The sequence below is a fragment of the Micromonospora sp. CPCC 205739 genome (assembly GCF_036906795.1).
In the GTDB taxonomy this organism is placed as follows: domain Bacteria; phylum Actinomycetota; class Actinomycetes; order Mycobacteriales; family Micromonosporaceae; genus Micromonospora.
Genome location: NZ_JBAKHS010000007.1, coordinates 268558 through 294594, shown reverse-complemented (window position 1 = coordinate 294594; position 26037 = coordinate 268558). Strand labels below are relative to the sequence as shown.

The window sequence follows — 26037 nt, the reverse complement described above, 5'->3', positions numbered from 1 at the left end:
CCGCCGGCTCACCCGATCGGCACTCCGGCTCCGTCGAGCGCGGCCGTCAGCCGTCGTGCCTCGCCGACCAGGCGGCTCGACCCGCCCCGGGCGGCGACGTCGGCCAGCCCGGGCACCTCGATCCGGACCCCGGTCGCGCTCGCCGTGTCCGCCGCCAGAGTCAGCAGGTCCGGGGTGCCCCGCGGGGCCTTCGCCGCCGTGAGCAGCGCGGGCAACGCGGCGGCGAGCAGCCGCCAGGTGCTCAGCGGGGCGCCGGCGGCGGCCGCGTCGCGCAGCGGCTGGACGACCCGGGCCAGCGTGAGGTCACCGGCGGCGGCGAGGACGCCCAGGTGGGTCCCGACCGCGGGCGCGTCCAGGTCGCCGGCGGCGGCCAGCACCAGCAGGGCGTCGACGGCGGCGACCCGGTCGGACTCCTGCCGGGCCCCCAGGCCGTACGCGAGGGCGAGGTCGACCGCCGGGCCGCCGTCGCCTCCGCACTCCGCGAGCAGCGGCAGGATCGCGGCGCCGCCGGAGACGTCCTGGTCGGCGCCGCTGGCGACGTCGGGCAGCGCGTACGCCGCGACCAGCCCCCGGTACCCGGGCAGCACGGCCGGCCAGAGCAGGGCCGCGTCGCCGACGTAGCTGTCGACGGACCCGGCCGGCACGGTGAGCAGGCCGAACGGATCGTCGACCCCGTCGGGCGGGTCGAGCTGGACATGCGTGCGCTGCCGGGGCAGCTCGTCGTACCCCCAGTCGTAGTTCGGCCGGCGCTCCCGGCGCGGCAGCGTGACCACCCGCTGGCCCGGGGTCGGCAGACCACCGGCGCGCAGCCACGCGGCGAGCCGGTCCCCGGCGGGCGTGCCGAGCGCCGCCGCCCGGGCCGCGAGCGGTTCGTCGACCCGGGCGGGCAGCCGCAGCAGGGCCTGCGTCAGGTCCACCTCCCACGCGCCCCGGTCGCCGAGCCGGGCCAGGCGCTCGTAGAGCACCTCCGGGTCGACGGCGCCGTTGGCCGTCGTCGGGGCCGCGAGCAGACCCGGGTGGCGGGGTGGGCCGACGCGCTCACCGATCTCGGCCAGCCGGGCGCGCAGCAGGCGGTGCGGCGGTGGTACCCGCGCATCGCGGGGGTACCCGCCGGGCGTCCGGCGCCGCAACGCCGCCAGCATCGCGGCCCACCGGCCCCGCCGTACGCCCCCCTCGACCGGGTCGGCCGCCGCGAGCAGGACCCCGCCGAGGAGACCGCACAGGCAGCACGGATCCCACGAGTGCTCCTCCGCGCCGCCGCGATGCCGCCGCAGCACCGGGAGCAGGGCGTCCTTCAGGCGGGCGCGGTCCGCGCCGGCGAGCCGTACCACCCCGTCGAGGACCCGCTCCAGGCCGGACACCGTCGTGGGGCCGCCCAGCAGCGAGGCGACCTCCTCCGCCAGCTCGTCCGGGTCGGCGATGGCCGGGAGCGCGGGCAGCGGCCCGGCCGGTGGCGGCAGGTCGTCGCCCATCGGACCCACCACGACGACCGGGGCGATCACGTGCCCGTGCCGGGCGGCCAACGCGCCGGCCCGGTCCCGCACGTCCGCCGCCGGATGATCGACCGCCACCGCGAGGACCTCGGCGATCTCCGCCGCGCGGTCGGGGTGGCGGCGGGCGAGCTGGTCCAGCCACCCGAGCTGGGCGCGCACCAGCGCCCGGTCCGGCCGGACCAGGACCGCCCGGGACGCGTCGAGCAACCCCTCGACCTCCCCGCCGTCGCGCGCCCGCAGCGTCTTCTGCGCCATCGACGCCACCGGCCCGGGGGCGTCGGCGAGCAGGCGCAGATAGTCACCGCGCCGCCGGTCGACCTCGGCGGCGGTGGGCTCCAGCAGGGTGTGCAGGGCGACGAACGGGCGCAACGCGCCCGGCCGGTCACCGCGCAGCAGCCGGCTCACGCAGCCGGCCAGCAGGGTCGTCCGGTCCAGGCGGCCCTCGCCGGCCAGTAGCACCAGCGCTCGCGGCAGGGCCAGCTTCTCGTCGGTCATGAACTCGTCGAAGGCCATCCGCGCGCCGGCGCCGTCCACCTCGAACAGCCGCGGCACCAGGGCGTCGAGGAACACGTCTGCCCGCAGCCGGTCCACCAGCGGGACCGGCCGCTGCCACTCCGGAGGCCACGCCATCCGGGCGAGCCAACCCTCGACGAACCAGTCACCGGTCGGCGCCGCCGCCTTCTCGACCCGGAGCAACTCGGCGACGAAATCCCAGTCGCCCGTCGGATCGTCCCGGCGGGGCCGGTCCGCCAGCCGGTACGCCAGCTCGGCCAGCCAGGACACCCCGCGCATCCGCGCGACCTGGACCACCGGGCCGGCGTCGGCGGCCCGCAGCGACACGTTGCGCCGGCCCAGCAGGTCGGCCGCCGTCGCGGCGGTCGGCAGGCACCCCACCACGGCCACCGCCAGGGCTGTCGCCTCGTCGTTCCACCACCAGTTGTCGCGCCGCCGGCGCACGTGGGCCACCAGCCCTGCGGCGAACGACCGCCGGCGCTCGTCGTCCAACGCGACGACCGCGTCGACGGCCGCGCCGACATCGCCCCGGACCAGGAACTCGAACGGATCGGTCACGCCCCGACCTCCACCGGCGCGCCCACCATCGTCGTGGCCAGCGCGTGCTTGCAGGGCCCCCGCTGACCCCGGTGCCGCGCCCACCAGGGGCAGGAACAGGTGTGCGAGCCGTCCGGTCGGCGGCGGACCCGGTAGACCTCGTCGCCGTGGCGGACGGTCGCGGCCTCGCCGTCGAGCGTGACCGCGCCCGCCTCAACCAGCGCCCGCGCTCCGACCAGCCGGGGATTGTCCCGTTCGGCCCGCCCGGCGTCGTACGGCAGCACCCGGTGGAAGTAGCCCGCCTCGGCCACGTCGAAGCCGACCCGGCCCGCGGTGCCCAACTGGGCCAGCGCGGCGCGGACCCGGTCGGCGGTGATCCCGGCCGACTCGGCCAGCGCGGACACGTCGATCGTCGGGTCCCAGGACAGCAGGGCCCCGACCAGCGCGGCGTCGTCCACCACGTCGTCGCCGGCGAGTGCGCTCAGCGCCCCGCCCTCGCCGGAGAAGCCCCGGTAGGGCTCCGGCGACAGGGTCAGCGACAGCCGCAACGCGCCCGTGTCGAGCTCCCACACGCTGGGCAGCGCAGGCGAGCCGGCCGTCGCCGGTGGCCCGTACATCCGCAGCGTCCGCGCGTGCCGGAGCAGCCCACGCAGCGTGGCCAGGCGTCCGGCGCCGGCCAGGCACACCGCGCCGGGCGCGGGCCGCGACGTCAGCCGCAACGAGCGCCCCGCCGGCACCACCCAGAGCACCGACCGGTCGTTGCCCGCGGGCAGCCGGCGCAGGAAGGCCGCCGCCTCCGCCGCCGGGACCTCCGCCCGGGGCTCCATCGCCGCCGCCATCACGTGGACCTCGGCGAAGCCCCGCAGCCACCGCCCGGGCAGCGGCACCTTCTTCTCCACCACCGGACCGTCGAGCGTGGACACGGTGAGGTCGTCCGGCCCCACCGACAGGTGCAGCGGGTCGATGCCGCCCACCCGGGCCAGCGCCTCCCGCAGCGGTGCGTTCACGTCGACGTTGGTGGTGCCGTGCTCGACGACGTCGCCGTCGAAGCCGGCCGGTACGACGTCCAGCCGCGCGTACACCCCGCAGCAGCCGGAGAACGACTCGAAGCGCATCCGGTCCCGGGCGCCGGTGACGACGGGGTCGAGGCTCGCCGGGCTGACCGGCTGGTGGTACCGGGTCCGGGCGACCTCGGCGACCGCCAGCAGCCCCGCGGCGGCCGCCTGCGGCGTGGTCAGGAAACCGGAGAAGAACCGGGGATTGGTGGCGGGCCCACCGCTGGTCTGCAACGCCAGGTCACCGGCGTGCAGTGCGGACGGTCGGAGGTAGCGGTACGTCTGAAGGGCGCTCACGGCTGGGAACAGTACGAGTGACCCCCGACACCGACGGATCGTCGTGGTGGCGTCCGACGCTCAGCCGCGGCACCGGATCCGCCCCGCCTCGGTCGGCGCCCTTACAGCCGGGCGCGGCGGGCCCGGGCGGGCCCGCCGCCGTACCCGGTGTCGGCCGGTGTCACCACCGGCGTGGCGCCTCCCGGGCGTCGTCGCGGATGTGCCGCGCCTCCCCGACGCCGGTCTCCCCGACCGCGGCCGCGCCTCGGGCGGCGGTGGACCCGACCTGCCGGGCCGCCTGTTGGACGGGTTCCCGCAGATTGTCCTGAACCTCGTGCATCAGCCCGCCGGCCTGCTGTTTGAGCTGGCCGGAGTGCTCCATCAGCTCGTGCTTGGCCCGCTCCGCCAGGTCCCGCTCCCGCCGGCTCGGCCGCAGGAGGGACGAGGCGAGCGCGCCCACGCCGAAGGCGATGAGACCCGCGGCGAGCGGGTTGCCCTCGGCGCGCTCACGTGAGGCGTGGGTGAGCGTCCGCGCCCGCTCACCTGCGGTGGCGACGCCCTGTTGGGCGGTGTCGGAGACCCGGTGCGTCACGTCGGCCGCCTGGTGGGCGGTGTCGGAGAACCGGTGCGTCATGTTGTCCGTCTGATGGGCGGTGACGTCGCGGGCGTGCCGGGCATTGCCCATGATCGTGTCGACCATCCGGCTCCACCGGCCACGGGCGCGGTTCACCCCGCCACGGGCGCGGTTCACCGGCGCGGCGGCGATCCGGCGCGGGTTGACCTTGTCGGTCAGCGCGTCGACGTCACTGCTCAGGTCGGCTCTGGTTGTCTCGATGTCGTGCCGGATCCGGTCCGGATCGCTGGACATGGCGACTCCCTTCGGCTTCAGCGGCCTCTGACCGCATCCGGAATCTCGTGCGCGGTCTGTTTGGTACGCGGCAGGGTACGCACCGTACGTAGCTGCTGCCGGGCCTTGGCGGCCAGCACAGCGCCGATCACCGCCCAGATCACGGCGACGATCAGCGCGGCCCAGCCCTGGTCCATGACGTTGGACAGCGCCCACCACAGGGCGTGCGACAGGAACACCAGGGTCAGCAGCGCCGCGATCGCGGCGGCGACGAACATGCCGGCCACCATGCCCAGGCTGCGGGCCTCCTCCCGCACCTCCGCCTTGGCGAGTTCGACCTCTTTGCGCAGGAGGGTGGAGAAGTTGCGGGTGGCGTCGGCGAGCAGCTCACCGATGGAGGCCTGGGTCTTGTCGGGACCACCGCCGGCGCCCATGGGCGATGCGCTCATGGGCCCACCTCACGGCCCATCGGCCCGTGGCGCAGCGGTGCGGCGGTGTCCGGCGTGGCCGGCGCCCGCAACGGCGTCTCGCCCGCCGGCTGGAAGCCCTCCGCGCGGGACGTGTCGATGCCACCCCCTCCGCCCTGGCCATCCGGGCCCCCGGTGAGCGCGCGGCCCAACCGTCCGGCGAGCAGTCCGGCGATCGCGGCACCGGCCAGGAACGCGCCCGGGTGCCGGCTGGCGTAGTCGCGCGCCTCCCGCAGCAGCGTCCCGGGCTCCCGCTCGTCCAGCCAGCCGGCGGCCTGCTGGGCGGCGTCAGCGCCGCGACGCACGACCTCCGCGGCCATGCCACCCTCGGTGCCGTCGGCCATGGTGCGCAACTGCGAACCCAGCGAGCGCAGGCTCTCGGCGGCGCGCCGTTGCTGCTCATGCGCCTGCGTACGCGCCTGCGCGGAGGCCTCGCCGAGCAGGTTGCGTACCTGCTGGCGGCCCTCCGAGGCGACCTGCCTGCCCTGCTCGACCGCCTGCCGGGCGGTGTGGCCGCCGGCCTGCGCCGTCTCGTGGCCGAGCCGGGTCGCCTCCTGCTGCGCCTGTCCGGCCGCATGCTGGACCTGTCCGGCCGCCTGCTGGACCTTTCCGGCCGCGCCGCCGCCCGATCCGGCCGGCGGCGGAGATGATCCCCTACCCGTCGTCATCCGATCTCCCTTCGTCGGGCCCGCCTTCGTGCAGGAACGGGATCGGCGGTTACCCGTCGACGCCCGGCGTACTCGTCATCCGGGCCGCCGGTGTGCGCGACGGCCACCGGCAGGCCCGGGGAATCACCCGAACAGGGCGGATGGAGGTCTCGATTTCGCCGCCCGGCGCCGGTGGGGCCACCGACAATGGGCGCATGAGAATGACGATGTTGCAGAAGAGGCGAGCCGCCAAGATGGGGCGCCGGAACTGGTGGCCGCTGGCGGCGGTCGTCATGACGGTGGGAGCGGCCGGGGCCGCGGCGCTGCGGCGCCGTCGGGGGGCCGGTGGCGAGTGGACCGGCACCGGCGGCGGGACCGAGACCCCGGCCGGTGAATCCCCGGCCTTCATCACGCCGACCGGTGGCCCAGGGGACACCTCGTTGTCCTCGAAGCGGTGACGGCCGGGCACGAGAGTGCCCGGCCCGACCCATCGGCTCGTCCCGCTCAGCGGTGTCGCCGCCGGCGCAGCGCGTAAAGGGCCGCGCTGGCGGCGAAGAGCGCCGCGCTGACCGCCAGCCAGCGGGCCAGCAGCGGCCGGGGCTCCAGCCCGGTCGCCGCCCGGTACGTGCCGTCGCCGAGACCGAGGACGCCGGGGAGGTGGACGAGCAGGAGCAGGCCGGCGGCGAGGGCGGGCACCCGGACGTGGTTCAGCGCCGACGGGGCACCCCGACGACGCACGCCGGCGCGCAGCGCCCGGTCGGCCAGCGCGTAGACCGGGAACAGCAGCAGGTCGTGGGCGACGACCGCGCCGAGGAACCAGAGCAGCATCTGCACCGCCGTCGGTTCCCCGGCCAGCCGCAGCACGACCCAGCCGGTCACCGCGAAGCAGCCGAGCAGGAGCAGCAGGTGCCAGGGCGCGGCGCCGTAGGCCCGCCGGAACCTAGCCATCGGCGCGCCCCTCGAAGGCGATCTCCCGGACCCACTTGGTGCAATGCACGCCGGGCAGCGCCGGCACGACGATCCGCGCCGGATAGCCGTGGTCGGGGGAGAGGTCGACCCCGTTGACCCGCAGGGCGAGCAGCGAGTCCCGGTCGCGGACCTGGTTGGCCTGCAACCGGGCCGCGCTGAACAGGCCGGCCCGCTCCAGCGACCGGACCGACGCCGTGGCCGTCGCGGGCGCGCCGACCAGCGCGGCGAGGTCCCGCAGCCGCACCCCGGTCCAGGTCTGTGACGTCGACCAGCCCTCCACGCAGGCGATCGGCAGGTCTGCGGTGTGCTGCGCCATCGCGAGCAGCCCGGCCCGGTCCAGCTCGACGCTTCGGTCGCCGGCGCGTACGGTCAGCCGCCAGCCCGCCCCGGTGTGGGCGGGCTGGATGCCGGCCGCGGCGGCGGTGCGGTTGACCGGGAAGCCGTTCGGCCCGTCGCCGGGCTGCCGGCCCCGGGGCAGCAGCAGCGCGGTGCGGCGCAGCACCCCGTCCAGGCTCTGCCCGACGGTCAGCGCCGCCAGCAGCAGCGCGCCGCCGCCGGCCAGGGCCAGCACCCCACGCCGGCTCATCGTCGCCGGCCCGGGCCGCCGGGACACCAGGCCGTCCGGATCCGGCGGCTCCGCCCGGGTCCGCGCCAACGGGGTACGCGCGAAGCCCGGCCCGCGCAGCACGGTGACCATCCGGGGCAGCTTCACCGCCACGTGGGTGACCAGGGCGGCGGTGAAGACCCAGGCGCCGTACCAGTGCGCGGTGTAGAAGTCGAACCCGAACAGGTACGCGTACTGGATGTTGAGCAGGCCGGTGGCCATCTCGAAGAGGATCCCGCCGACCAGCAGCAGCAGCGAGAGCCGTTCCAGCACCTGGGCCACCGAGCGGGCCGGCGGCCAGTCGAAGAGCTTCGGCACCACCGACCAGAGCTTGCCCAGCACCACCGGGACCAGCACGATGCCGAGCGTGACGTGCAGGCCCTGGGTGAGCCGGAACAGCCAGGCCGGCCGGGTCGGCCAGTCGAAGACGGGCGGGTGCAGCCAGCCCACGTCGCGGGGGAACGCCTGGCCGAGCCGGGGGCCGTAGGCGATCCAGTCCAGCAGCCCGGTGACGATCACCAGCGGCAGGGTGGCGAGCAGGACGGCCCCGAACAGGGAGGTGAGCCACGGGCCGCGTACCGGACTGCGCCAGGCCTCGGCGGTGGCGTCGACACCCGGCGGGCGGTGCCGGTCCAGCGCCCGCCACAGCCGCGCCGGGTAGGCGTACCCCTGGGTGTCGGTCGTCCCGGTGGACGACCCGGCAGCCCGCCCCGGCCCGCCGTGCCCGGGCGTCGGGTCGCCGGGCGGTGGCGGCGGGTCGGCGGACACGGTTCCTCCTGCGGGCGGGACTGCTCGGGGCCGGCGCCCCTGGTGCAGGACGCTAGACGGCGCTGCCGCCGGCCGGTCTGCTTTGCCGCATTACCGAAGGCTTACCGTCCGTCCCTTACGGAGTGCTGACGTCCGGCCCGAACCGGCCCGCAAGCCACCCGACTGACCTAGCGTGACGGGAATGCGGGTACTGGTCACCGGCGCGGCCGGGTTCATCGGATCGCAGGTCGCGGACTTGCTCGTCGCCGAGGGGCACCAGGTCGTGGGCCTGGACGCGCTGCTGCCGCAGGCACACGGGGGCGCGCTGCCCGAGTGGTCCCGCCAGCACGACCCGGTGATCGGCGACGTGCGGGACCCGGGACTGCTCGACGACCTGCTGGCCGGGGTGGACGCGGTCTGCCACCAGGCGGCGATGGTCGGGCACGGACTCGACCCGTCGGACGCCCCCGACTACGCCAGCCACAACGACTACGGCACCGCGGTGCTGCTCGCCGCGATGCACCGGGCCGGCGTGTCCCGGCTGGTGCTGGCCAGCTCGATGGTGGTCTACGGCGAGGGGCGCTACGCCTGCGCCCGCGACGGCGTCGTCCGCCCCGCCCCGCGCCGCGCCGCCGACCTGGCCGCCGGCCGGTACGACCCCACCTGCCCGCGATGCGCCGGCACCCTCGCCCCCGAACTTGTCCCGGAGGACGCCCCGCTGGAGCCGCGCAGCACGTACGCGGCCAGCAAACTGGCGCAGGAGCACCTGGCCGCCGCCTGGGCCCGGCAGACCGGGGGCGGGGTGTGGGCGCTGCGCTACCACAACGTCTACGGCCCCCGGATGCCCCGCGACACCCCGTACGCCGGGGTCGCGTCGATCTTCCGGTCGGCGCTGGCGGCCGGCCGGCCGCCCCGGGTCTACGAGGACGGTCGGCAGCGCCGCGACTTCGTGCACGTCACCGACGTGGCGCGGGCGAACCTGCTGGCGCTGACCGCGCCGGTCCCGGACGGCCTGGTGCCGCTCAACGTCTGCTCCGGCGAGCCGCACACCGTCGGCGACCTCGCCGCCGCGCTCGCAGCGGCGATGGGCGGGCCGGCGCCGGAGGTGGTCGGCGGGGCCCGCGCCGCGGACGTGCGGCACGTGGTCGCCGACCCCGCCCGCGCCCGCGAGCTGCTCGGCTACACCGCCCGGGTCGGATTCCTCGACGGCATCACGGCCTTCGCCACCGACCCCCTCCGCGACCCAGCCGCCCTACCAGCCTGACCGCCCGCCGCGCCGCCCGCCGCCCCGCGCCGCGTCAGGCCCAGATCCGCGCTCTTTCCGTGCATGAGTGGCCTTGGGCGGCGGAATGAGCCCGCATCCTCTGAAACTGCGTTCCGAGCGCGGGGGTGTGGGGTCAGGAGACGGTGAAGAGGAGGTGGTTGACGGCGAGGGCGGTGAGTGCCTGCCCCGCCAGCCACCAGCGGCGGGCCGGGGCGGGCAGGTGCGCGGCGGCGACCAGCAGCCACACCGCGAACGGCAACCAGATCCGCTCCACCTCGGCCTTGCTCATCCCGGACAGGTCCGCGCCGACCACCGCCAGCGCGGCCGCCGCCGGCAGCAGCACGGCCGGCCCGAGCGCCCGCACCCGGTCCACGAGTGCGGCCGGCCATCGGCGCGCAGCGAGACCGCCGCCAGCCGTCCCGGCACCGCCGGCCGTCGAGACGGACCCGAGCCGTTCCACGGCATCCCCGCCCGCCGGTGCCACGGCAGCGGCTCGTCCCATGCCGGCGGCTGCGGCCCGGGCCGTCGCCCGCCAGCTCGCCTTGGCCGCCAGCAGCGCGCGGCGCAGCGCCGGCCCGGCCACCGGCCCGGCGGAGAGCAGCAGCGCCGCCAGGTTGGCCCAGACCCAGTAGGCGTACGGGCGGTCGGCCGCCCAGCCCTGGTAGTAGCGCTCCACCACCCGGTCGTACCCCTGCCACCAGTGGAACCCGGCGAGGCTGAACGCCGTCACCACCGCGGCCACCCCGGCCGCCCCGGCGAGCAGCGCGTTCCGCCGTCCCGCCGGTCGCAGCGCCAGCACCGCCAGGGCCAGCGGCCCGACCAGCACGAAGCCGTACGACAGGTACAGCGCGAAGCCGAGCAGCAGCCCGCCGGCCAGCGCGATCGCGGGGCCGCGTACCGCGAGCAGGGCCAGGCCGGCGGCGACCACGCCGGTGAAGACGCCGTCGGCGGAGGCGCCGACCCAGACCGCCCCCGGCAGCAGCACCAGGAACGGCAGCACCGCGCGGGCCGCCTCGCCGGCGCCCAGCGCCCGCAGCGCCACCGGTACGGACACCGCGACGCTTGCCCCGACCAGGACGCAGGCCAGCGCCGCCGCCGTGCCGCCGCCCAGGCCGACCCGGTCCAGCCCGACGAAGACCAGCAGCGCCCCTGGCGGGTGGCCGGCGGTGTGGGTGGACCACGAGTCGGGCTGGAAGTCGAGGATCCGGTCGGTGAAGCCGGCCAGCATCCGCCGGACGTCGGTCACCCCGGGCACCTCGTGCAGGTACTCCGCCTGCGGGGTGAGCCGCCGGGTCAGCCCCGCCGACCAGCCGTCCACCAGCGCCAGGGCGAGCGTCCAGGCCACCGCGGCCAGGTAGCCGGCGCCCAGCAGCGGCGTCCATCGGGCGGTCCGGGCCCAGCGCAGCCCGGGGCCGAGCACCACGACGGCGACCAGCAGCGCGGCGGGGGTGCCCCAGCCCAGGTGCGGCCGCCAGGTGGCGAAGAGCGGCGCGGCGTCGGCGTGCAGCCCCACCCCCCGTTGGTTGAGCACCGAGCCCACGGTCACCGCGGCGGCCAGCAGCGCCGCCTCGACACCCAGCACGACGACATCGCCCCGGTCGTGGGCCGGGACGCGGTCGGGGGCGGGGGAGCGGGGGAGCGTGGCGCCGGGTCTCATGTCGACCGGACGGTACGGCCTGCCGCCCCGGCTCGTCAGCCGAACCGCCGGTACGTCACCGGACGGTAAGAATCACCTGGTCGGTAAGCGTTCCGTAAGGCCGAACGCGGGGCGGGCCGGCCCCTGCGGACCTAGCGTCGGCGGTATGCCGACACAGATCGACGTGGTGCTGCCGTGCCTGGACGAGGCCGCCGCGCTGCCCGGCGTGCTGACCGCGCTGCCGCCCGGCTACCGGGCGATCGTGGTGGACAACGGCTCGCGGGACGGCTCGCCCGAGGTGGCCGCCCGGCACGGCGCCCGGGTGGTGCACGAGCCCCGCCGCGGGTACGGCGCGGCCGTGCACGCCGGCATCGAGGCCGCCGAGACGGAGCTGGTCTGCGTCCTGGACGCCGACGGTTCCTTCGCCCCCGCGGAACTGCCCGCCCTGGTCGCCCCGGTCGCCGGGGGGATCGCCGATCTGGCCGTCGGTCGCCGCCGGCCGGTCCGCGTCGGGGTCTGGCCCTGGCACGCCCGGGCCGGCACCGCGCTGGTCGCCGCGCTGCTGCGACACCGGGGCGTACCGTTGCGGGACCTGAGTCCGATCCGGGTGGCCCGGCGCGAGGCGCTGCTGGCGCTCGGCGTCACCGACCGGGCCTTCGGCTACCCGCTGGAGCTGCTGATCCGGGCCGCCGCCGCGGGCTGGCGGATCCACGAACTCGACGTCGCGTACGCCCCGCGCGCCGCGGGCACCCGCTCCAAGGTCTCCGGCTCGGTGCGGGGCACCCTGCGCGCCACCCGGGACTTCGCCGCCGTGCTGCGCAGCGTGGAGGGTCCCCGGTGACCGTGCTGCTGGTGGTCGCGAAGGCGCCCGTGCCCGGCGCGGTGAAGACGCGGCTCTGCCCGCCCGCCACCGCGGTCCAGGCCGCCCGGGTGGCCGCCGCCGCGCTGCGCGACACCCTGGACGCCGTCCGGGCCACCCCCGGCGTGACGCCGATGCTGGCGTTGGCCGGACGCCTCGCCGATGCGGAGGACGCCGCCGAGCTGACCGCCGCCGTCGCCGGTTGGCCGGTCCTGCCGCAGCGGGGCGCGGACTTCGCCGCCCGGCTCGTGCACGCCCACGCCGACGTCGCCGACGCCTTCCCGGGCCGCCCGGTGCTCCAGATCGGCATGGACACCCCGCAGCTGACCCCGGCCCGGCTGGCTGCCGCCGTACGCCGGCTCTTCCGGGCCGACGCGGTGCTGGGGCGGGCCGCCGACGGCGGCTGGTGGGCGCTGGGGCTGCGCGACCCTCGGCAGGCGGTGGCGCTGCGGGCGGTGCCGATGTCGACCCCGGACACCGGCCGGTCGACCTGGTCGGCGCTGGCCGAGCGGGGGCTGCGCACCGTGCCGCTGCCGGTGCTGCGGGACGTCGACGACTGGTCGGACGCGCGGGCGGTGGCCGCGACGGTCCCGGGTGGCCGGTTCGCCCGGGAGGTCGCGGCGGTGCGCCGGGCCATGGTGGTGCGGGCGTGACCGTCCCGACCGTGGACGGCTTCGCCGCCGCGCTGCGTGACCGCAGCGTGGACGCGTACTGGCTGGTGCCGGCCGACGGGCTGCGGCGCCGGCTGCCGGTGGACCGGTGGCACCGCCCGGCCGACCCGGCGGACGCCGCGGTGCTCGCCCGCTGCGCCGGTCCCACCCTCGACCTGGGTTGCGGACCGGGCCGGGTGACCCTGGCGCTGACCCGGGCCGGCCTGACCACCCTCGGCGTCGACGTGTCGGCGCGGGCGGTGGCGCTGACCCGGGGCCGGGGCGCGGTGGCGGTGCAGGCCGACCTGTTCGGGCCGCTGCCGGCGGAGGGACGGTGGGCGCACGCGGTGCTGCTGGACGGGAACATCGGCATCGGGGGCGACCCGGCGGCGCTGCTGCGCCGGTGCCGGGAGCTGCTGCGGCCGGCCGGCACGGTGCTGGTGGAGCTGGAGCCGCCCGGGTCCGGCGCCTGGCAGGGGCAGGTGCACGTGGTGACGGGGCACGACCGGGGGCCGAGCTTCCGCTGGGCCTGGCTGGACACCGCCGCGGTGGCGGGCCCGGCGGCGTCGGCCGGGCTGCTGGTCGGCGAGGTGTTCCGGGCCGGCCGCCGCTGGTTCGCCGAGCTGACCCGCCCGGAGCGCCCGTCCGCGCCTTGACCGGCCGGGGCGGCGGCCCGCGTCCGGGGTCGGAGGGCCCCGGCCGGCGGAGGCCTGTCCGGCGAATCATGTGACGGTCCGGCCGGGGTCGTTGCGCTCGAAAGCCAGTGGCGCGGCTCCACTGTGTGCCATTACCGTGCTGCCGAACCAAGTCGTCTAGTCAAGGACGTGCCGTTGTACACCCTGTGAGACCTCCCGAGCGCTGATTTGTCGCGCGTCGCGCATGTGCGCCGCGCTCCTTCATGCTGCGGACTTCTCACTGAAACCGGTGTACTTCTGTGCTCAAAAACTGGATAGTCGTGCCCACCTGCCTGCCGCTCGTTCGCCGCCGCTGCCACGCGTGCGGGTCCGAGCGCTTCCGGGCAAGCGGTAAATTTCGCGTCAACGCAAACCACAAGCTCATCGACGCCTGGCTCCTCGCGCTCTGTACCGCTTGCGGGGACACCGCAAAGCTCACGGTCCTGGAACGGATGACTGTGCGCTCCATTCGACCTGAGCTGCTGGACCGGCTGCATGACAACGACCCTGGCCTGACAGCGGAGCTGCTCCAGGATCCGGTCGTGCAGTTCCGTAATCGCATCGCCCTCGACTGGGACAACGCCTGGCGCCTCGACACCGGCGGATCGGATCACCTGGACCGCGAGGTGATCGACGTCGCGGTCCGCTTTGCGGCGCGGATCCCTGTCCGGCCGGCGCGACTGATCGCTGAAGGTTGCGGTCTTTCGCGGGCCGAGGTCGAGAGACTGATCGCGGAGGGGAAAGTTGTTTCGGCAGTCCGGCTGAGCGGCAAGCTCTCCGGCGACTTCACCTTCACGCTCAAGCGCTGAGCCCTCCACGGGCCCACGGGCCTGTCCGGCATGATCCGCCGGACAGGCCCTAGCCGTCGGCCAGCGGCAGCCGGACGACGAACCGGCACCCGCCGGCGACGTTGCGCACGTCGACCCGGCCGCCGTGCGCCTCGACCAGCCCGCGCACGATCGCCAGGCCCAGCCCGCCGGAACCCTCGACGCCGCCGTTGCCGCTGCGGGGGGTGCGGGCCGGTTCGCCCCGGAACGCCACGTCGAAGAGCCGGGGCAGGTCGGCCTCCGGGATGCCGCCGCAGGTGTCCGCGACGGCCAGCCAGGCGGCGTCGCCGTCGCGGCCCGCGTCGACCCGGACGGTGCCGTCGTCCGGGGTGTAGCGCACCGCGTTGAGCAGCAGGTTCCCCACCACCCGGGCCAGTTCCGGCTCGCTGGCGGTTACTGTCGGCCAGCCCGACTCGGCGGCGACCAGCCGGATCCGGCGGGCCGCGGCCAGCGGCGCGGTGCCGGCCAGGGCGTCGGAGACGACGTCTCCCAGCGGTACGGCGGACAGCGACAGCCGCAGCGCCCCGGCGTTGATCCGGGACAGTTCGAACAGGTCGTCGACGAGCCGGGTCATCCGGTCGGTCTCCACCCGGACGCGGCGGTGGTACTCGTGCACCGTCGCCGGGTCGGCGACCACCCCGTCCTCCAGCGCCTCGGCCATCGCCCGCAGCCCGGCCAGCGGGGTGCGCAGGTCGTGCGACACCCAGGCGACCAGGTCCCGGCGTCCCTTCTCGATCCGCCGCTCCCGCTCCCGCGCCTGGTCCGCCCAGACCGCCGCCGCGGCGAGCCGCCGGCCGAAGAGCCAGCCGACGGCGAGGCTGACCAGCGCCGCCGCGGAGACGGTGATCAGCACCACCTCCAGGTCGTGCGGCGACAGGAACATCGCCTCGGCGATCACCGCGACGCCGGCCGCCACCGCGGTCACGGTCATCGCCAGCAGGACGGAGATGTGCACGGTGATCGACCGGCCGCGCAGCAGCCGCAGCGCCCCCGCGCCGAGCAGCCCGACGCAGCAGGCCGCACCGAGCGCCGCCCCGAAGATCAGCGCGAGGTCAGCCATCGACCGGCTCGTACCGGTAGCCGACGCCCCACACCGTGACGATCCGGCGCGGGTCGGCCGGGTCGGCCTCGATCTTCTCGCGCAGCCGCCGCACGTGGACGGTGACGGTGGACTGGTCGCCGAAGCTCCAGCCCCAGACCCGCTCCAGCAGCTCGGCCCGGCGGAACGCCCGCGCCGGGTGGCGCATCAGGTGGGCCAGCAGGTCGAACTCGCGCAGCGTGAGGGCCAGTTCCCGGCCGTGCAGGCGGGCCACCCGTGGGCCGGTCTCCACGGTGAGGCCGCCGTCGGTGAGCACCTCGGCGGTCGCGGCGGCCGGCTCGCCGCCGGCCCGGCGCAGCACCGACCGCACGCGCAGCACCAGCTCGCGGGGGGAGAAGGGCTTGCTCAGATAGTCGTCCGCGCCCAGTTGCAGGCCGAGGATCCGGTCGGCCTCGTCGCCGCGCGCGGTCAACATCACGATGGGTACGCCGTCCGGCCGCTCCCGCAGCCGCCGGCACACCTCCAGCCCGTCGACCCCGGGCAGCATCACGTCGAGCACCACCAGCTGCGGCGGCGCCGCGGCGACGGCGGCCAGCGCGGCGGCGCCGTCGGCGACGTGGTCCACCTGGTAGCCGGCGTGTTCCAGGTAGCGGCAGACCACGTCGCTGACCGTCCGGTCGTCGTCGACGACCAGCACCCGCTGCGCCACGCGTGCCTCCCCCTCGTGCCGGTCAGCGTAGCGGCGGCGGCGCGCGCGGCGCGTCGCGCAGACCTTGCGAGGTCCTTACGGATCGGGCGGCAGCAGCGGGGCGATTCAGCCGGCGCGGGTGTCGGTCCGGCCGGCCCGCTCGGCCATGGCCTCGACCAGGTCCGCCCGGGCCCGTGCCACCCGCGAGCGGATGGTGCCGACGGGGCAGTCGCAGACCTGCGCCGCCTCCGCGTACGACAGGCCGAGGACCTGGGTGGCGACGAAGGCTTCCCGCCGCTCGGCCGGCAGCTCGCGCAGCAGGGCGTCGAGCACCACGACGTTCTCGAACCGGCCCGCCGACGGCGGGTCGTACCCGTCGATGGTGGTGGCCGGCGGGCGGGCCCGCCGGGACCGGAGGTGATCGGCGGCGACCCGCCGGGCGATGCCGAACAGCCAGGTCCGCGCGGAGGACCGGGCGGCGAACCGGGGCAGCGCGCGCATCGCCCGCAGGTACGTCTCCTGCACCAGGTCGTCGGTCTCCGCGTCGGCCAGCAGGTGGTGCAGGAACCGCCAGGTCGGGCCCTGGGTGGCCCGGACGAACGCGGCCAGCGCGAGCGGGTCGCCCCGCCCGGCGGCCAGCGCCCACGCGGTCACCTGCTCGTCGCCCTCGTCCATCACGTCCGCCCCCTCGTCCGCCACGTCCACCCGTTACGACGAAGCGTAGTAGGGCGGTCTTCCGTCTCGGCCGGTGGTACGGACGAACCGGCTCTCCGGTTCAGGCGTCCGGGCAGCGCGGTGACAGGGCGTACCGGACGAGCACCACGTCACCGATCTGGCGGGCCTCGACCACCCGGGCCCGCCGGCCGGGGTGCCAGGGGAACGGGCCGTCGCCGCCGAAGCGGGGCGCCCGGGGGTCGCCGACGAAGAACGGGGCGACCACCAGGTGCAGCTCGTCGGCGACCCCGGCGGCGAGGAACTGCGCGTGCACCGACGCGCCGCCCTCCACCATCAGCCGGTCCACTCCGCGCCCGGCCAGGTCGGCCAGCATCCAGGCCGGGTCCACCGGGTCGCCGGCGTCCACGACGGTGGCCACGCCGTCCAGCAGCTCGGTGGTCTTCGGCACCGCCGGCGACGCGCAGTACACGATCCGGTCGGCGTCGCCGACGGTGAAGAACCGGGCGGTCCGGTCCAGGTCGCCCCGCTCGGTCAGGGTCACCTTCAGCGGCGACGGCGGCAGCCCGCGGGCCACCCGCGCCCGGCGCAGCCGCTCCGCGCGGACCACCAGCCGGGGGTCGTCCCGGCGTACGGTGCCGGCCCCGACCAGGATCGCGTCGCAGCCGGCCCGGACGGCGTCGACCCGGTCCAGGTCGTCGGCGTTGGACAGCAGCAGCCGCTGCTCGGTGGCGTCGTCGAGGTACCCGTCGATCGAGGTGGCGCAGCTGAGCAGCACGTACGGCCGCCCGCCGCCCGGTACGGCGGCCATGTCAGGTCAGCGACGGCGAGTCGGCGGTACGGGCGGCGGCCCGGTGCGCCTTCGCCGCCAGGTAGTCGGCGTTGGCGGGGGAGAGGTAGACCCCCGTCGGGACCACCTCCGTGACCGTCACGTCGAGCCGGTCGAGCTGCTCGGCCTTCTCCGGGTTGTTGCTCAGCAGCGCCAGCCGCCGCACGCCCAGCGCCGCCAGCATCTGCGCGGCCGCCCGGTAGTCGCGTTCGTCCTCGCCGTGCCCGAGCGCCACGTTCGCCTCGTACGTGTCCAGGCCGGCGTCCTGCAACGCGTAGGCGTCCAGCTTCGGGTAGAGGCCGATCCCGCGCCCCTCCTGCCGCAGGTAGAGCAGGAAGCCGCCGGCCCCGGCGATGCGCTCCACCGCCTCGCGCAGCTGCGGACCGCAGTCGCAGCGCTGGCTGCCGAACACGTCCCCGGTCAGGCACTCGCTGTGCGGGCGGACCAGGGGCGCGGGCTCGGCCGGCTGCCGCCGCAGCGCGCCCGCCCAGTCGCCGAGACCGAACGCCAGGTGCTCCCGCCCGTCCACCAACCCGTCGAAGGTGAAGACCCGGGCCGTGGTGGCGTACCCGTCGGGAAGGCGGAGCGGGACCGTGACCTGCGTGCGGATCGTGGCGACCGGCAGTGCTGCTGGGTACATGTGTCTCCTCTGTCAGACGCTGCCGGCCAGCCCGGCAGCGGGCACCGGGGCAGAACCACCCTGGTTCACCGTGGAGCGGCGCGCACGGCGGGCCGGCTGCCGGCCCAGCAGCAGCACGGCGGCGCCGGGCAGCGCGGCGATGATCACCAGTGCCCCGTACACCAGCGCGGTGGACACCCCCTGGGCGGCGCCCAGCCCGGCGGCGCCGAACGCCCAGGCGGCCACCCCCTCGCGCGGGCCGAACCCGGCCACGTTCGCCGGCAGCCCCATCGCCAGCAGCGCCAGCAGGGTCAGCGGCACCAACTGGGCCAGCGGGGCGGTGGCACCGGCGACCCGGGCCGCCACCACGAAGGTGCCCAGGTGGCCGAGGACCGCGACCGCCGAGGCGAGCAGCACCTTCGGCCCGGTCCGGCGGGTCAGCAGGCCGGCGCGGACGTCGGCGGCGGCGGCGCGCAGCGCCCGGGCCCGTCGGGACGGCCCGGAGCGGGGCAGCGCCCGGGCCACCAGCACCACGCCGAGGGCGACCGCCACGGCCAGCGCGGTGGCCTCCGGCAGCCACGGCCGCACCGGCGACGGCAGCGCCAGCAGGAGCGCCGCCGCGAGCGTGACCTGGACGACCTGACCGGCGGTGCGTTCCCAGACCACGGCCCGGACGGCCCGGCCCACGGCGCCGGCCTCCCGGCCGTGCCGCACCGCCCGGTGCACGTCGCCGAGCACCCCGCCGGGCAGCGTGGCGTTGAGGAAGACCGCCCGGTAGCAGTCGGCCACCGCGGTGCCCAGCGGGAGCCGGACCCCGAGCCCCTCGGCGACCAGTCGCCACCGCCAGGCGCAGCAGACGGTGCTGAGCGCGCCGAGCAGCAGCGCGGCGACCACCGCCGGGGTGTCGATGCGGCTCAGCGCCGCCAGGGCCGGACCGGTGCCGAGCCACCACAGCAGCGCCACCACCAGGGCGACGCCGCCGAGGTTGCTCACCCAGGCCCAGCTCGGACGGGCCGGGGCGGTGGATGCGTCGCCGGCAGCCTGTGACACGCGGGTCCTCCTGTCGAAGATCTCTCCCTCCTCCACGTACCGGCCGGCCGTCGGGTTCATTCCGCCCCGGCGAGCAGGTCGTCGTGCCCCACCGTGACGGTCAGCCGGCCCGCCGCCGCCTCGGCCAGCCGGCGGCGCGCGTACGCGCCCGTCCGGGCGGCCAGCTCCGGGCGCTGCTCGACGGCGGCGTCGCACCAGCCGGTGAACCACTCGGCGGTCAGCGCGGCGTGACCGGCGTCCAGCCGCCACGGGCTGGACCGCACGGTCACGGCGACCCCGTGCCGCCGGAACGCGGCGACGGTGGCGGCGGCGGCGTCCGGCCCGAGCAGGCTCCGACCGTCCACTGTCCGGCGCTGGTGCGCGTCGAACGCGGCGGCGATCTCCGCGTCCAGCTCGTCGGGCGGGTCGAGCCGCACCCGGCCGATGACGGAGAGCGTGAACAGGGTCGGCCGGCCCGCCCCGGCGCAGGCCGCCACGATCGCCTCGATCTCCTCGGCGGTCAGCATGTCCAGCAGCGCCGAGGCGGTGACCAGGTCGGCGCCGGCCAGGTCGGCGGCGGTGAGCCGGGTGATGTCCGTGCGCCGGGTCTCCACCCGCACCGGGCTGCCGTCGGCGGCGCGGGGCGGGTCGGCGAGGGCCCGGTCGAGCAGACCGGCGTCCCGGTCGTAGAGCACCCAGTGCTGCGGGCCGGGCAGCCGAGGAGCCAGCCAGCGGGCCATGGACCCGGTGCCGCTGCCCAGATCGTGCACCACCAGGGGCCGGTCGGCGGCCAGCCGGGCGCGTACCCGGTCGACCAGGTCCTCGGCGCGGGCGGCCGCGTCGGCGGGCTCGCGCAGCGCGAGCCAGTCGGCGAAGGGGTCGGTGGCGTACGTGGTCAAACCCTCACTCCGTTCAGGACGTGGGCGATCGCGGTGGCGGTGGCCGGCCACCCGGCGAGGCCGTCGCGGCGGGCCAGGGCGGCCTGCCGCAGCCGGTGGCGCAGCGGCGCCCCGGTGAGCCAGCGGCGCAGCGCGTCGGCCAGCGCGGCCGGGTCGGCGGCGGGCACCAGCAGGCCGGGCGGCTCGCCGTCCGGGGCCCGGCCCAGCGCCTCGGGCACCCCACCCGCCCGGGTCGCGAGCACCGGCAGGCCGCGGGCCAGGGCCTCGGTGACCACCATCCCGTACGTCTCGGCGTGGGAGGCGAGCACCAGCAGATCGGCGCCCGCGTACGCGGCGTCGAGGTCGGCGCCGGTGCGCGGGCCGACCAACCGGACCCGCCCGGTCAGCCCCCGCTCGTCCACCAGCCGGCGCAGCCCGGCGACGAAGCCGGGATCGCGGGTGAGCGCGCCGACGCAGTCCAGCGTCCAGGGCAGCTCGGCGACCTCGGCGAGGGCGCGCACCAGCACGTCGTGTCCCTTGTGCGGGGTGACCGCCGCGACGCAGAGCAGCGCCGTGCCCGCCGGCGTGCCCGGGGCCGGCGGCGCGGGGTCCACCCCGGGGGTGGCCACGTGCACCCGGTCGGCGGGCAGCGGGTACCGGTCGAGCAGCCGGCGGCGGGTCCACGCGCTGGTGGTGACCACCGCGGCGGCGCAGGCCAGCGCGGCCGCCTCGGTGCCGTCCTCCAGCGGCATGTGCACCAGCACCACCAGCCGCAGCCGCCGGGCGTGCGGGGCCAGCACCTCCGGCACCGCCGAGGCGACCAGCCCGTCCAGCAGCACCACGGCGCCGTCGGGCAGCGTCGCGAGCACCCCGGCCAGGTGGGTCCGCGCCGGTGGATCGGGGTGCGGCCACCGCCCGGGTACGCCGTGCTCGCGCACCGCCCACCCCCGCTCGGCGAGGCCCCGGCAGACCCGGCGGTCGTAGGTGTTGCCGCCGCTCGGGGTCGCCGGGTCGTCGATGTCGCCGGGCATGACGACGTGCGCCACCGCCACGGTCTACAGCGACCGCTCGTAGCTGGCCCAGGCGATGTGCGACTCGTGCAGCGTCACGGTGATCCCGGCCAGCTCGCGGGCCCCCGCGCCGAGCGCGCCGGCGTGGGCCCGCTCCGCCAGCCGGTCGGCGACCGTGCGGCACAGCACCTCGGTGGTGGTGTTCACCCCGGCGAAGGCGGGCTCGTCGTCGAGGTTGCGGTAGTTCAACTCGGCGAGGACGGCCCGCAGCTCCTCGGTGGCCCGGCCGATGTCCACCACGATGCCGTCCGCGTCCAGCTCGGCGCGGCGGAAGGTGGCGTCCACCACGAACGTCGCCCCGTGCAGCCGCTGCGCGGGCCCGAAGACCTCGCCCCGGAAGCTGTGGGCGACCATCATGTGGTCCCGTACGGTCACGCTGAACACGGCGTCACTCCCCGTCGTAGGTGATGAGGTGGCACAGCGCGGGGAGGCTCCCCGCGGCCAGTCGGTCGAGCACGTCGGGCAGGTCCGCGAAGGCCGACCGGCCGGTGATCAGCGCGTCGAAGACCGGGTCGGCGAGCAGCTCCAGGGCCAGCGCCATCCGGTCGGCGTAGCTGCGCCGCGCCGCCCGGGCGGGCGAGACCGTGCCGACCTGGCTGCTGCGGACGGTCAACCGGCCGGAGTGGAACGACCCGCCCAGCGACAGCTGCACCGGCCGGTCGCCGTACCAGCTCAGCTCGATCACCGTGCCCTCCGGGGCGAGCAGCTCGATCGACCGCTGCAGGCCCGGGCCGGTCGCGCTGGCGTGCACCACCAGGTCCCGCCCGTCGGCCGCGTCGTCCGGCAGCGCGAACCCGACGCCCAGCGCCGCGGCCACCGCCGCCCGCGCCGGGTCGGTGTCCACCAGCTCGACGCGCACCCCGGGGAAACGGGCGAGCAGCGCCGCGACGGCGCAGCCGACCATGCCGCCACCCACCACGCTGACCCGGTCGCCGACCAGCGGCGCGGCGTCCCAGAGCGCGTTCACCGCCGTCTCCACGGTGCCGGCCAGCACCGCCCGGGCCGCCGGCACGCCGTCCGGGACCGGCGTCACGGCCGAGGCCGGCACCACGTACGCGCTCTGGTGCGGGTGCAGGCAGAAGACGGTACGCCCGCGCAGCCCCGCCGGACCGGCCTCGACCACGCCGACGCTGAGGTAGCCGTACTTGACCGGGGCGGGGAAGTCGCCCTCCTGGAACGGGGCGCGCATCGCCGCGTACTGGCTCTGTGGCACGCCGCCGGTGAAGACCAGCGTCTCGGTGCCCCGGCTGACCCCCGAGTAGAGCGCGCGCACCAGGACCTCGTCCGGTCCCGGGTCCGGCAGCGTCACCGGTCGGATCTCACCCACGCCGGGGGAGCGGAGCCAGAAGGCCCGGGCATCGCGGGTCACGCGGGTTGTTCTCCTCATCTGCCGCCGGACCGAACCGAACGGCCGCGCGCTCCGTGTTTCCTGTCGAGGCCGTCGATCATAAACACGGAGGCAGGGCGTCCACGGTTCGAACCGACCCGGTGATCGGCCTCACGGCCCGGATCGCCCTGCTCACCGGGCTCGCCCCCGCGCAGTCACCCAGGGAAGGGACATCGCAGTGTCAGTGCTGTCGCGCCTGCGTCGCCGGGCCACGGTGGACGGACCCGCCCGGCCCGCCGACCCCGCAGCGCCGGTCGACCCGGCCCCGCAGCCCGGGTGCGACACGCCTGCCGGGCCGGCCCTCGACGCGCCGTCCGCGCCGGAACCTGCCGCCGTCGGGCGGCGGGGCCGGGTGCGTACCGTCGCGGGGCGGGTGACCACCGTGGCGGCCGGCCTGCTCGTGTTCGCCGTGCTGGTCGCGCCGAACCGGCTCGACCAGCTCGGCCCCGCCGCGTTCCTGCGCATCCCGGTCGAGGGGCTGGTCGCCGCCGGGCTGCTGCTGGTGCTGCGCGGTGCCCTCCGGCGGGCGGTGGCGCTGCTGTGCGGCGTCGCCCTCGGGCTGCTCGCCATCGTGAAGCTGCTCGACATGGGCATGTCCGCCAGCCTCGCCCGCCCCTTCGACCTGGTGCTGGACTGGGTGCTGCTGGACGACGCGTACGCCTTCGTCCGCGACTCCGTCGGCCGGGCCGGCGCGGTCGGCGCGATCGTGGCGCTGGTCGCGCTCGTCGGCGCGCTGCTGGTGCTGACCACCCGGTCGGTGCTGCGGCTCACCCGGCTGGTGGCCCGGCACGACCGGCGGGCGGTCCGGGCCGTGGCGGCGGCGGCCGTGGTCTGGGTCGCCGGCGCGACGATCGGCGTGCCGCTCGCCGACTCGGGGACGTCCAGGCTGGTCGGACAGCACCTCGTCCAGGTGGGCACCGGGCTGCGGGACCGGGAGACCTTCGCCGCCGAGGTCGCCACCGACGCCTTCCGGGACACCCCGGGCGACCAACTGCTCACCGCGCTGCGCGGCAAGGACGTGATCGTCGCCTTCGTGGAGAGCTACGGCCGGGACGCGGTGCAGGACCCGGAGTTCGCCCCGCAGGTCGGCGCGGTGCTCGACGGCGGTACGCGCCGTCTCGGCGAGCGGGGTTTCCAGGCCCGCAGCGGCTTCCTGACCTCGCCGACGGCCGGCGGGGGGAGCTGGCTGGCCCACGACACGCTGCTGTCCGGGGTCTGGGTGGACAACCAGCAACGCCACCTCAGCCTGCTGGCCGGCGACCGGCTCACCCTCAACGGCGCCTTCCGGCGCGCCGGCTGGCAGACGGTCGGGGTGATGCCGGCGGCCACCAAGCCCTGGCCGGAGGGGCGCTTCTTCGGCTTCGACCGCTACCACGACGCGGCGGGGCTGGGCTACCGAGGCCCGAGGTTCAGCTTCGCGCCCATGCCCGACCAGTACACCCTGGCCACCTTCCACCGGCGGGAGCGGGCCACGCCGGGGCACGCGCCGATCATGGCGGAGATCCCGCTGATCTCCAGCCACTCGCCCTGGGCGGCGATCCCCCGGATGCTCGACTGGGACCACGTCGGGGACGGTTCCATCTACCGTCGGCCCACCTCCGTCGCCGCCAACCCGAAGGACGTGGTGGGGCGCAGCGCCACCGAGGTCCGCACCGGCTACCGGCGCTCGATCGAGTACTCGCTGAACAGCCTGATCTCCTACGTGGAGACGTACGGCGACGACGAGCTGGTGCTGGTATTCCTCGGCGACCACCAGCCCGCGCCGGTGGTGACCGGGGAGGACGCCGGCCGGGACGTGCCGATCACCATCGTGGCCCGCGATCCCGCCGTGCTGGCCCGGGTGGCCGGCTGGGGCTGGGACGAGGGGCTGCGGCCCGGCCCGAGCGCGCCGGTCTGGCGGATGGACACCTTCCGGGACCGGTTCCTCACCACGTTCGGCCCGCAGCCGCCGGCCGGGGCGGCCGCCCCGCCGCCCCGCTGAGGCGCGCGGCACGCCTCGCCGTCGGTCCCGGCCGACGGCGGGCATGGCACGATGCCCGCCGTGAGCTGGTCCCTGCTGGTGACGCCCCTGCACATCGTGGCCGGAGACGGTGGACTGGAGTGGGCGGCTGAAGCCGCGTCCTCCTTCGGCCTGCCCGAGGAACCGCCGCCCGCCCGTGAGATGCCCACCGTGGCGGCGATCCTGGCGGCGTTCCGAATGGCCGGCTGTCACGGCGTGCCGTGGTTCCGGGTCGCCGGACACGACGTCACCGGCCTTCTTCCACAGTGCCCGGAGCCGGCCACCTGCGCATCGGTGGGCGGCCTGGACCTTGGCGAGGTCAGCCTGCTGGGCGACGACCCCAACGGTGCTGACCCGCTGGAGTTGGACCAGACCGTGACCGGCATCGGCTTCCGCAAGCCATCCGGCCGGGCGGTGCTGGTGGCGGTGGTCGCGTTGGCGTCCACCTCGGGACCGCTGCTGGTGTGCGACGACAGCGGAGAGTCCGTGTTCGTGGTGTCGCCGGGGGACGATCCGACCTCCCTGGCCGGGCAGTGGCCGTGGTAAGTGTGAGCGCGGGAGCCGGTAGGGCAGCCGCACCGGGGTACGAACCGGTGGGTTCACCCCTTTGGCAGGCCCAGCGCCTCGTCGACCCGGCCCAGCACCGCGGCGTCGTCCGTCCCGACCCCGCGTAGCAGGTCGATGGCGGTGGCCCGGATCTGGCCCACGATCATGACCAGTGGCAGCGGCGGGTCGGCCCGCAGCAGCCGGGCGGCGATGCGCACCGCCTCGAGGGCGGCGTGGTCGGCGCGTTCCGCGTGCGGGTCCGCGTCGGAGTGCCCGCCGAGATCGGTGGAGAGGGCGTCGGCGGCGGCGCGCACCGCGTCGCCGAGCGCTTGCATCGCCTCGCCCAGCTCGGGTGGGGCCGGCGTGCCGAGCCGGGTCAACGTCACGCCGTTGCGGGCCAGCACCCGGATGTTGCGTACCGCGTCGTCGAGCTGACGGCAGGTCGCTTCGACCTCCGCCACCTGGTCGAGGTGCCGGCGCTTGCGGACCCGCAGCCGCAGCGACTCGCTGCAGGCCTGCACCGCGATGCGGAAGCGGTCCACGCAGCCCTCCACCTCGCGGGCTCGGTCCAGCGCCACCCGGGCGGCCTCCTCGTCGCCGCCGGCCAGCGCCCGGTCGATCCGGGTGAGCAGGTCGGCCAGGTCGCCGTAGGTGCGCCGGGCCTCGGCGACGAGCGGGGCGAGCGGGTCGCGGGCGACCATGAGCTGGCTCGCGGCCAGCGCCACCGCGCCGCCGATCAGCGCGTCGACGAACCGGAACGGCACCATCCCGTGGCCCTGCGGCGCGGCCACCGCGACCAGGTAGAGGGCGGAGACCGCGGCCTGCACGGTGAGGGTGCTGCTCGCCCCGATGGTGAGCATCAGCCCGATGGTCAGCAGCAGTACGAGGAAGACCGTGCCGGTGCCGGGGCCGAGCGACTGCACGGCCAGGTCGGCGGCGAGCACCCCGGCGGCCACCCCGAGCACCATCTCGATGGTCTGCCGCAGCCGCTTTCCCCGCGCCTCGCCGAGCACGATCAGCGCGGCGCTCGGCGCGAAGAACGGGTCGGGGTGGCCGATCAGCCGGGCCGCGACGATCCACGCGACGGTGGCCGCCACGGCCGCCTCCACCGCGGGCCGCCAACCCTGCCGGAGCCGGCCGACGGCTGCTGCCGTCCACTGTCGCGCCATGTCCGCCATCCCGACTCCTCCGGCCGTACACACACCGGATCTTGGGG

General features: G+C 76.5%; 27 protein-coding genes. 8 read left to right on the top strand and 19 right to left on the bottom strand.

What is annotated here, in order from left to right; genetic code table 11:
• Nucleotides 1-8: 8 nt before the first annotated feature.
• The 5 genes from V6U88_RS13710 to V6U88_RS13690 form a co-directional block, all read right to left on the bottom strand.
• Entirely contained in the window at nucleotides 9-2564 is a 2556-nt protein-coding gene (locus tag V6U88_RS13710) for a DUF6493 family protein (RefSeq protein WP_334452973.1), read from the bottom strand.
• The gene (locus tag V6U88_RS13705; protein ID WP_334452971.1) at nucleotides 2561-3895 is read right to left on the bottom strand and encodes an SWIM zinc finger family protein; all 1335 of its coding nucleotides are present in this window, start codon (nucleotides 3893-3895) and stop codon (nucleotides 2561-2563) included. The genes V6U88_RS13710 and V6U88_RS13705 overlap by 4 nt, the downstream gene beginning before the upstream one ends.
• A gap of 160 nt (nucleotides 3896-4055) precedes the next feature.
• Nucleotides 4056-4742 (bottom strand): DUF3618 domain-containing protein, encoded by a 687-nt coding sequence (locus V6U88_RS13700; RefSeq protein ID WP_334452969.1) that lies wholly within the window; start codon nucleotides 4740-4742, stop codon nucleotides 4056-4058.
• Nucleotides 4743-4759: 17 nt separating this feature from the next.
• Nucleotides 4760-5170, bottom strand: a complete 411-nt coding sequence (locus V6U88_RS13695; RefSeq protein WP_334452968.1) for a phage holin family protein — start codon at nucleotides 5168-5170, stop codon at nucleotides 4760-4762.
• Nucleotides 5167-5856 (bottom strand): hypothetical protein, encoded by a 690-nt coding sequence (locus tag V6U88_RS13690; RefSeq protein ID WP_334452966.1) that lies wholly within the window; start codon nucleotides 5854-5856, stop codon nucleotides 5167-5169. Before V6U88_RS13690 ends, V6U88_RS13695 begins: the two co-directional genes overlap by 4 nt.
• Nucleotides 5857-6050: 194 nt before the next feature.
• Between V6U88_RS13690 and V6U88_RS13685 the strand changes: the two genes are divergently transcribed.
• Nucleotides 6051-6293 carry a hypothetical protein gene (locus V6U88_RS13685; protein ID WP_334452965.1) on the top strand — a complete coding sequence of 81 codons (243 nt, stop codon included), beginning with the start codon at nucleotides 6051-6053 and terminating at the stop codon, nucleotides 6291-6293.
• A 46-nt stretch (nucleotides 6294-6339) separates the two neighbouring features.
• Here V6U88_RS13685 and V6U88_RS13680 read toward each other — a convergent pair whose 3' ends face one another.
• Both V6U88_RS13680 and V6U88_RS13675 read right to left on the bottom strand, forming a co-directional pair.
• Complete coding sequence (locus tag V6U88_RS13680) at nucleotides 6340-6783, bottom strand: hypothetical protein (RefSeq protein ID WP_334452964.1); 444 nt, start codon at nucleotides 6781-6783, stop codon at nucleotides 6340-6342.
• A complete protein-coding gene (locus V6U88_RS13675; protein WP_442934625.1) occupies nucleotides 6776-8176 on the bottom strand; it encodes a molybdopterin-dependent oxidoreductase in 1401 nt (466 codons plus the stop codon). The genes V6U88_RS13680 and V6U88_RS13675 overlap by 8 nt, the downstream gene beginning before the upstream one ends.
• Before the next feature lie 181 nt (nucleotides 8177-8357).
• Here V6U88_RS13675 and V6U88_RS13670 point away from each other — a divergent pair, with 181 nt between their 5' ends.
• Nucleotides 8358-9419 (top strand): NAD-dependent epimerase/dehydratase family protein, encoded by a 1062-nt coding sequence (locus tag V6U88_RS13670; RefSeq protein ID WP_334452963.1) that lies wholly within the window; start codon nucleotides 8358-8360, stop codon nucleotides 9417-9419.
• A 133-nt stretch (nucleotides 9420-9552) separates the two neighbouring features.
• Here V6U88_RS13670 and V6U88_RS13665 read toward each other — a convergent pair whose 3' ends face one another.
• Nucleotides 9553-11076, bottom strand: coding sequence for a hypothetical protein (locus V6U88_RS13665; RefSeq protein WP_334452962.1), 1524 nt, complete (start codon nucleotides 11074-11076; stop codon nucleotides 9553-9555).
• A 145-nt stretch (nucleotides 11077-11221) separates the two neighbouring features.
• On the opposite strand from V6U88_RS13665, the gene V6U88_RS13660 reads away from it, so the two are divergent.
• From V6U88_RS13660 to V6U88_RS13645, 4 genes are all read left to right on the top strand, one after another.
• Entirely contained in the window at nucleotides 11222-11896 is a 675-nt protein-coding gene (locus V6U88_RS13660; RefSeq protein ID WP_334452961.1) for a glycosyltransferase family 2 protein, read from the top strand.
• Nucleotides 11893-12567 carry a TIGR04282 family arsenosugar biosynthesis glycosyltransferase gene (locus V6U88_RS13655; RefSeq protein ID WP_334452960.1) on the top strand — a complete coding sequence of 225 codons (675 nt, stop codon included), beginning with the start codon at nucleotides 11893-11895 and terminating at the stop codon, nucleotides 12565-12567. Before V6U88_RS13660 ends, V6U88_RS13655 begins: the two co-directional genes overlap by 4 nt.
• Nucleotides 12564-13220 carry a class I SAM-dependent methyltransferase gene (locus tag V6U88_RS13650; RefSeq protein ID WP_334452959.1) on the top strand — a complete coding sequence of 219 codons (657 nt, stop codon included), beginning with the start codon at nucleotides 12564-12566 and terminating at the stop codon, nucleotides 13218-13220. The genes V6U88_RS13655 and V6U88_RS13650 overlap by 4 nt, the downstream gene beginning before the upstream one ends.
• A gap of 278 nt (nucleotides 13221-13498) precedes the next feature.
• Nucleotides 13499-14047, top strand: coding sequence for a DUF1062 domain-containing protein (locus V6U88_RS13645; protein ID WP_334452958.1), 549 nt, complete (start codon nucleotides 13499-13501; stop codon nucleotides 14045-14047).
• Between the two features lie 49 nt (nucleotides 14048-14096).
• Here the strand turns inward: V6U88_RS13645 and V6U88_RS13640 are convergent, their stop codons facing one another.
• From V6U88_RS13640 to V6U88_RS13595, 10 genes are all read right to left on the bottom strand, one after another.
• Nucleotides 14097-15125, bottom strand: coding sequence for a sensor histidine kinase (locus tag V6U88_RS13640; protein ID WP_334452956.1), 1029 nt, complete (start codon nucleotides 15123-15125; stop codon nucleotides 14097-14099).
• Entirely contained in the window at nucleotides 15118-15813 is a 696-nt protein-coding gene (locus tag V6U88_RS13635) for a response regulator transcription factor (RefSeq protein ID WP_334452955.1), read from the bottom strand. The genes V6U88_RS13640 and V6U88_RS13635 overlap by 8 nt, the downstream gene beginning before the upstream one ends.
• Nucleotides 15814-15918: 105 nt before the next feature.
• Nucleotides 15919-16467 carry a sigma-70 family RNA polymerase sigma factor gene (locus V6U88_RS13630; RefSeq protein ID WP_334453048.1) on the bottom strand — a complete coding sequence of 183 codons (549 nt, stop codon included), beginning with the start codon at nucleotides 16465-16467 and terminating at the stop codon, nucleotides 15919-15921.
• A gap of 100 nt (nucleotides 16468-16567) precedes the next feature.
• Entirely contained in the window at nucleotides 16568-17275 is a 708-nt protein-coding gene (locus V6U88_RS13625; protein WP_334452954.1) for a RibD family protein, read from the bottom strand.
• A 1-nt stretch (nucleotide 17276) separates the two neighbouring features.
• The gene (locus tag V6U88_RS13620; protein WP_334452953.1) at nucleotides 17277-17933 is read right to left on the bottom strand and encodes a GTP cyclohydrolase II; all 657 of its coding nucleotides are present in this window, start codon (nucleotides 17931-17933) and stop codon (nucleotides 17277-17279) included.
• A 12-nt stretch (nucleotides 17934-17945) separates the two neighbouring features.
• Nucleotides 17946-19022: a lysylphosphatidylglycerol synthase transmembrane domain-containing protein gene (locus V6U88_RS13615; protein ID WP_442934624.1), complete on the bottom strand. Its 1077-nt coding sequence runs from the start codon at nucleotides 19020-19022 to the stop codon at nucleotides 17946-17948.
• The gene (locus V6U88_RS13610; protein ID WP_334452951.1) at nucleotides 19019-19840 is read right to left on the bottom strand and encodes a class I SAM-dependent methyltransferase; all 822 of its coding nucleotides are present in this window, start codon (nucleotides 19838-19840) and stop codon (nucleotides 19019-19021) included. The genes V6U88_RS13615 and V6U88_RS13610 overlap by 4 nt, the downstream gene beginning before the upstream one ends.
• Entirely contained in the window at nucleotides 19837-20850 is a 1014-nt protein-coding gene (locus tag V6U88_RS13605; RefSeq protein WP_334453047.1) for a glycosyltransferase family 4 protein, read from the bottom strand. Before V6U88_RS13605 ends, V6U88_RS13610 begins: the two co-directional genes overlap by 4 nt.
• A 24-nt stretch (nucleotides 20851-20874) precedes the next feature.
• Nucleotides 20875-21273, bottom strand: a complete 399-nt coding sequence (locus V6U88_RS13600) for a 6-pyruvoyl trahydropterin synthase family protein (RefSeq protein WP_334452950.1) — start codon at nucleotides 21271-21273, stop codon at nucleotides 20875-20877.
• A gap of 4 nt (nucleotides 21274-21277) precedes the next feature.
• Nucleotides 21278-22258: a zinc-dependent alcohol dehydrogenase gene (locus V6U88_RS13595; protein WP_334452948.1), complete on the bottom strand. Its 981-nt coding sequence runs from the start codon at nucleotides 22256-22258 to the stop codon at nucleotides 21278-21280.
• A gap of 196 nt (nucleotides 22259-22454) precedes the next feature.
• On the opposite strand from V6U88_RS13595, the gene V6U88_RS13590 reads away from it, so the two are divergent.
• On the top strand, nucleotides 22455-24257 hold the full coding sequence (locus V6U88_RS13590) for a sulfatase (RefSeq protein ID WP_334452946.1): 1803 nt from the start codon (nucleotides 22455-22457) through the stop codon (nucleotides 24255-24257).
• 60 nt (nucleotides 24258-24317) lie between these two features.
• On the top strand, nucleotides 24318-24821 hold the full coding sequence (locus V6U88_RS13585; protein ID WP_334452945.1) for a hypothetical protein: 504 nt from the start codon (nucleotides 24318-24320) through the stop codon (nucleotides 24819-24821).
• 53 nt (nucleotides 24822-24874) lie between these two features.
• Here the strand turns inward: V6U88_RS13585 and V6U88_RS13580 are convergent, their stop codons facing one another.
• Nucleotides 24875-25999, bottom strand: a complete 1125-nt coding sequence (locus tag V6U88_RS13580; RefSeq protein WP_334452944.1) for an FUSC family protein — start codon at nucleotides 25997-25999, stop codon at nucleotides 24875-24877.
• Nucleotides 26000-26037: the final 38 nt, after the last annotated feature.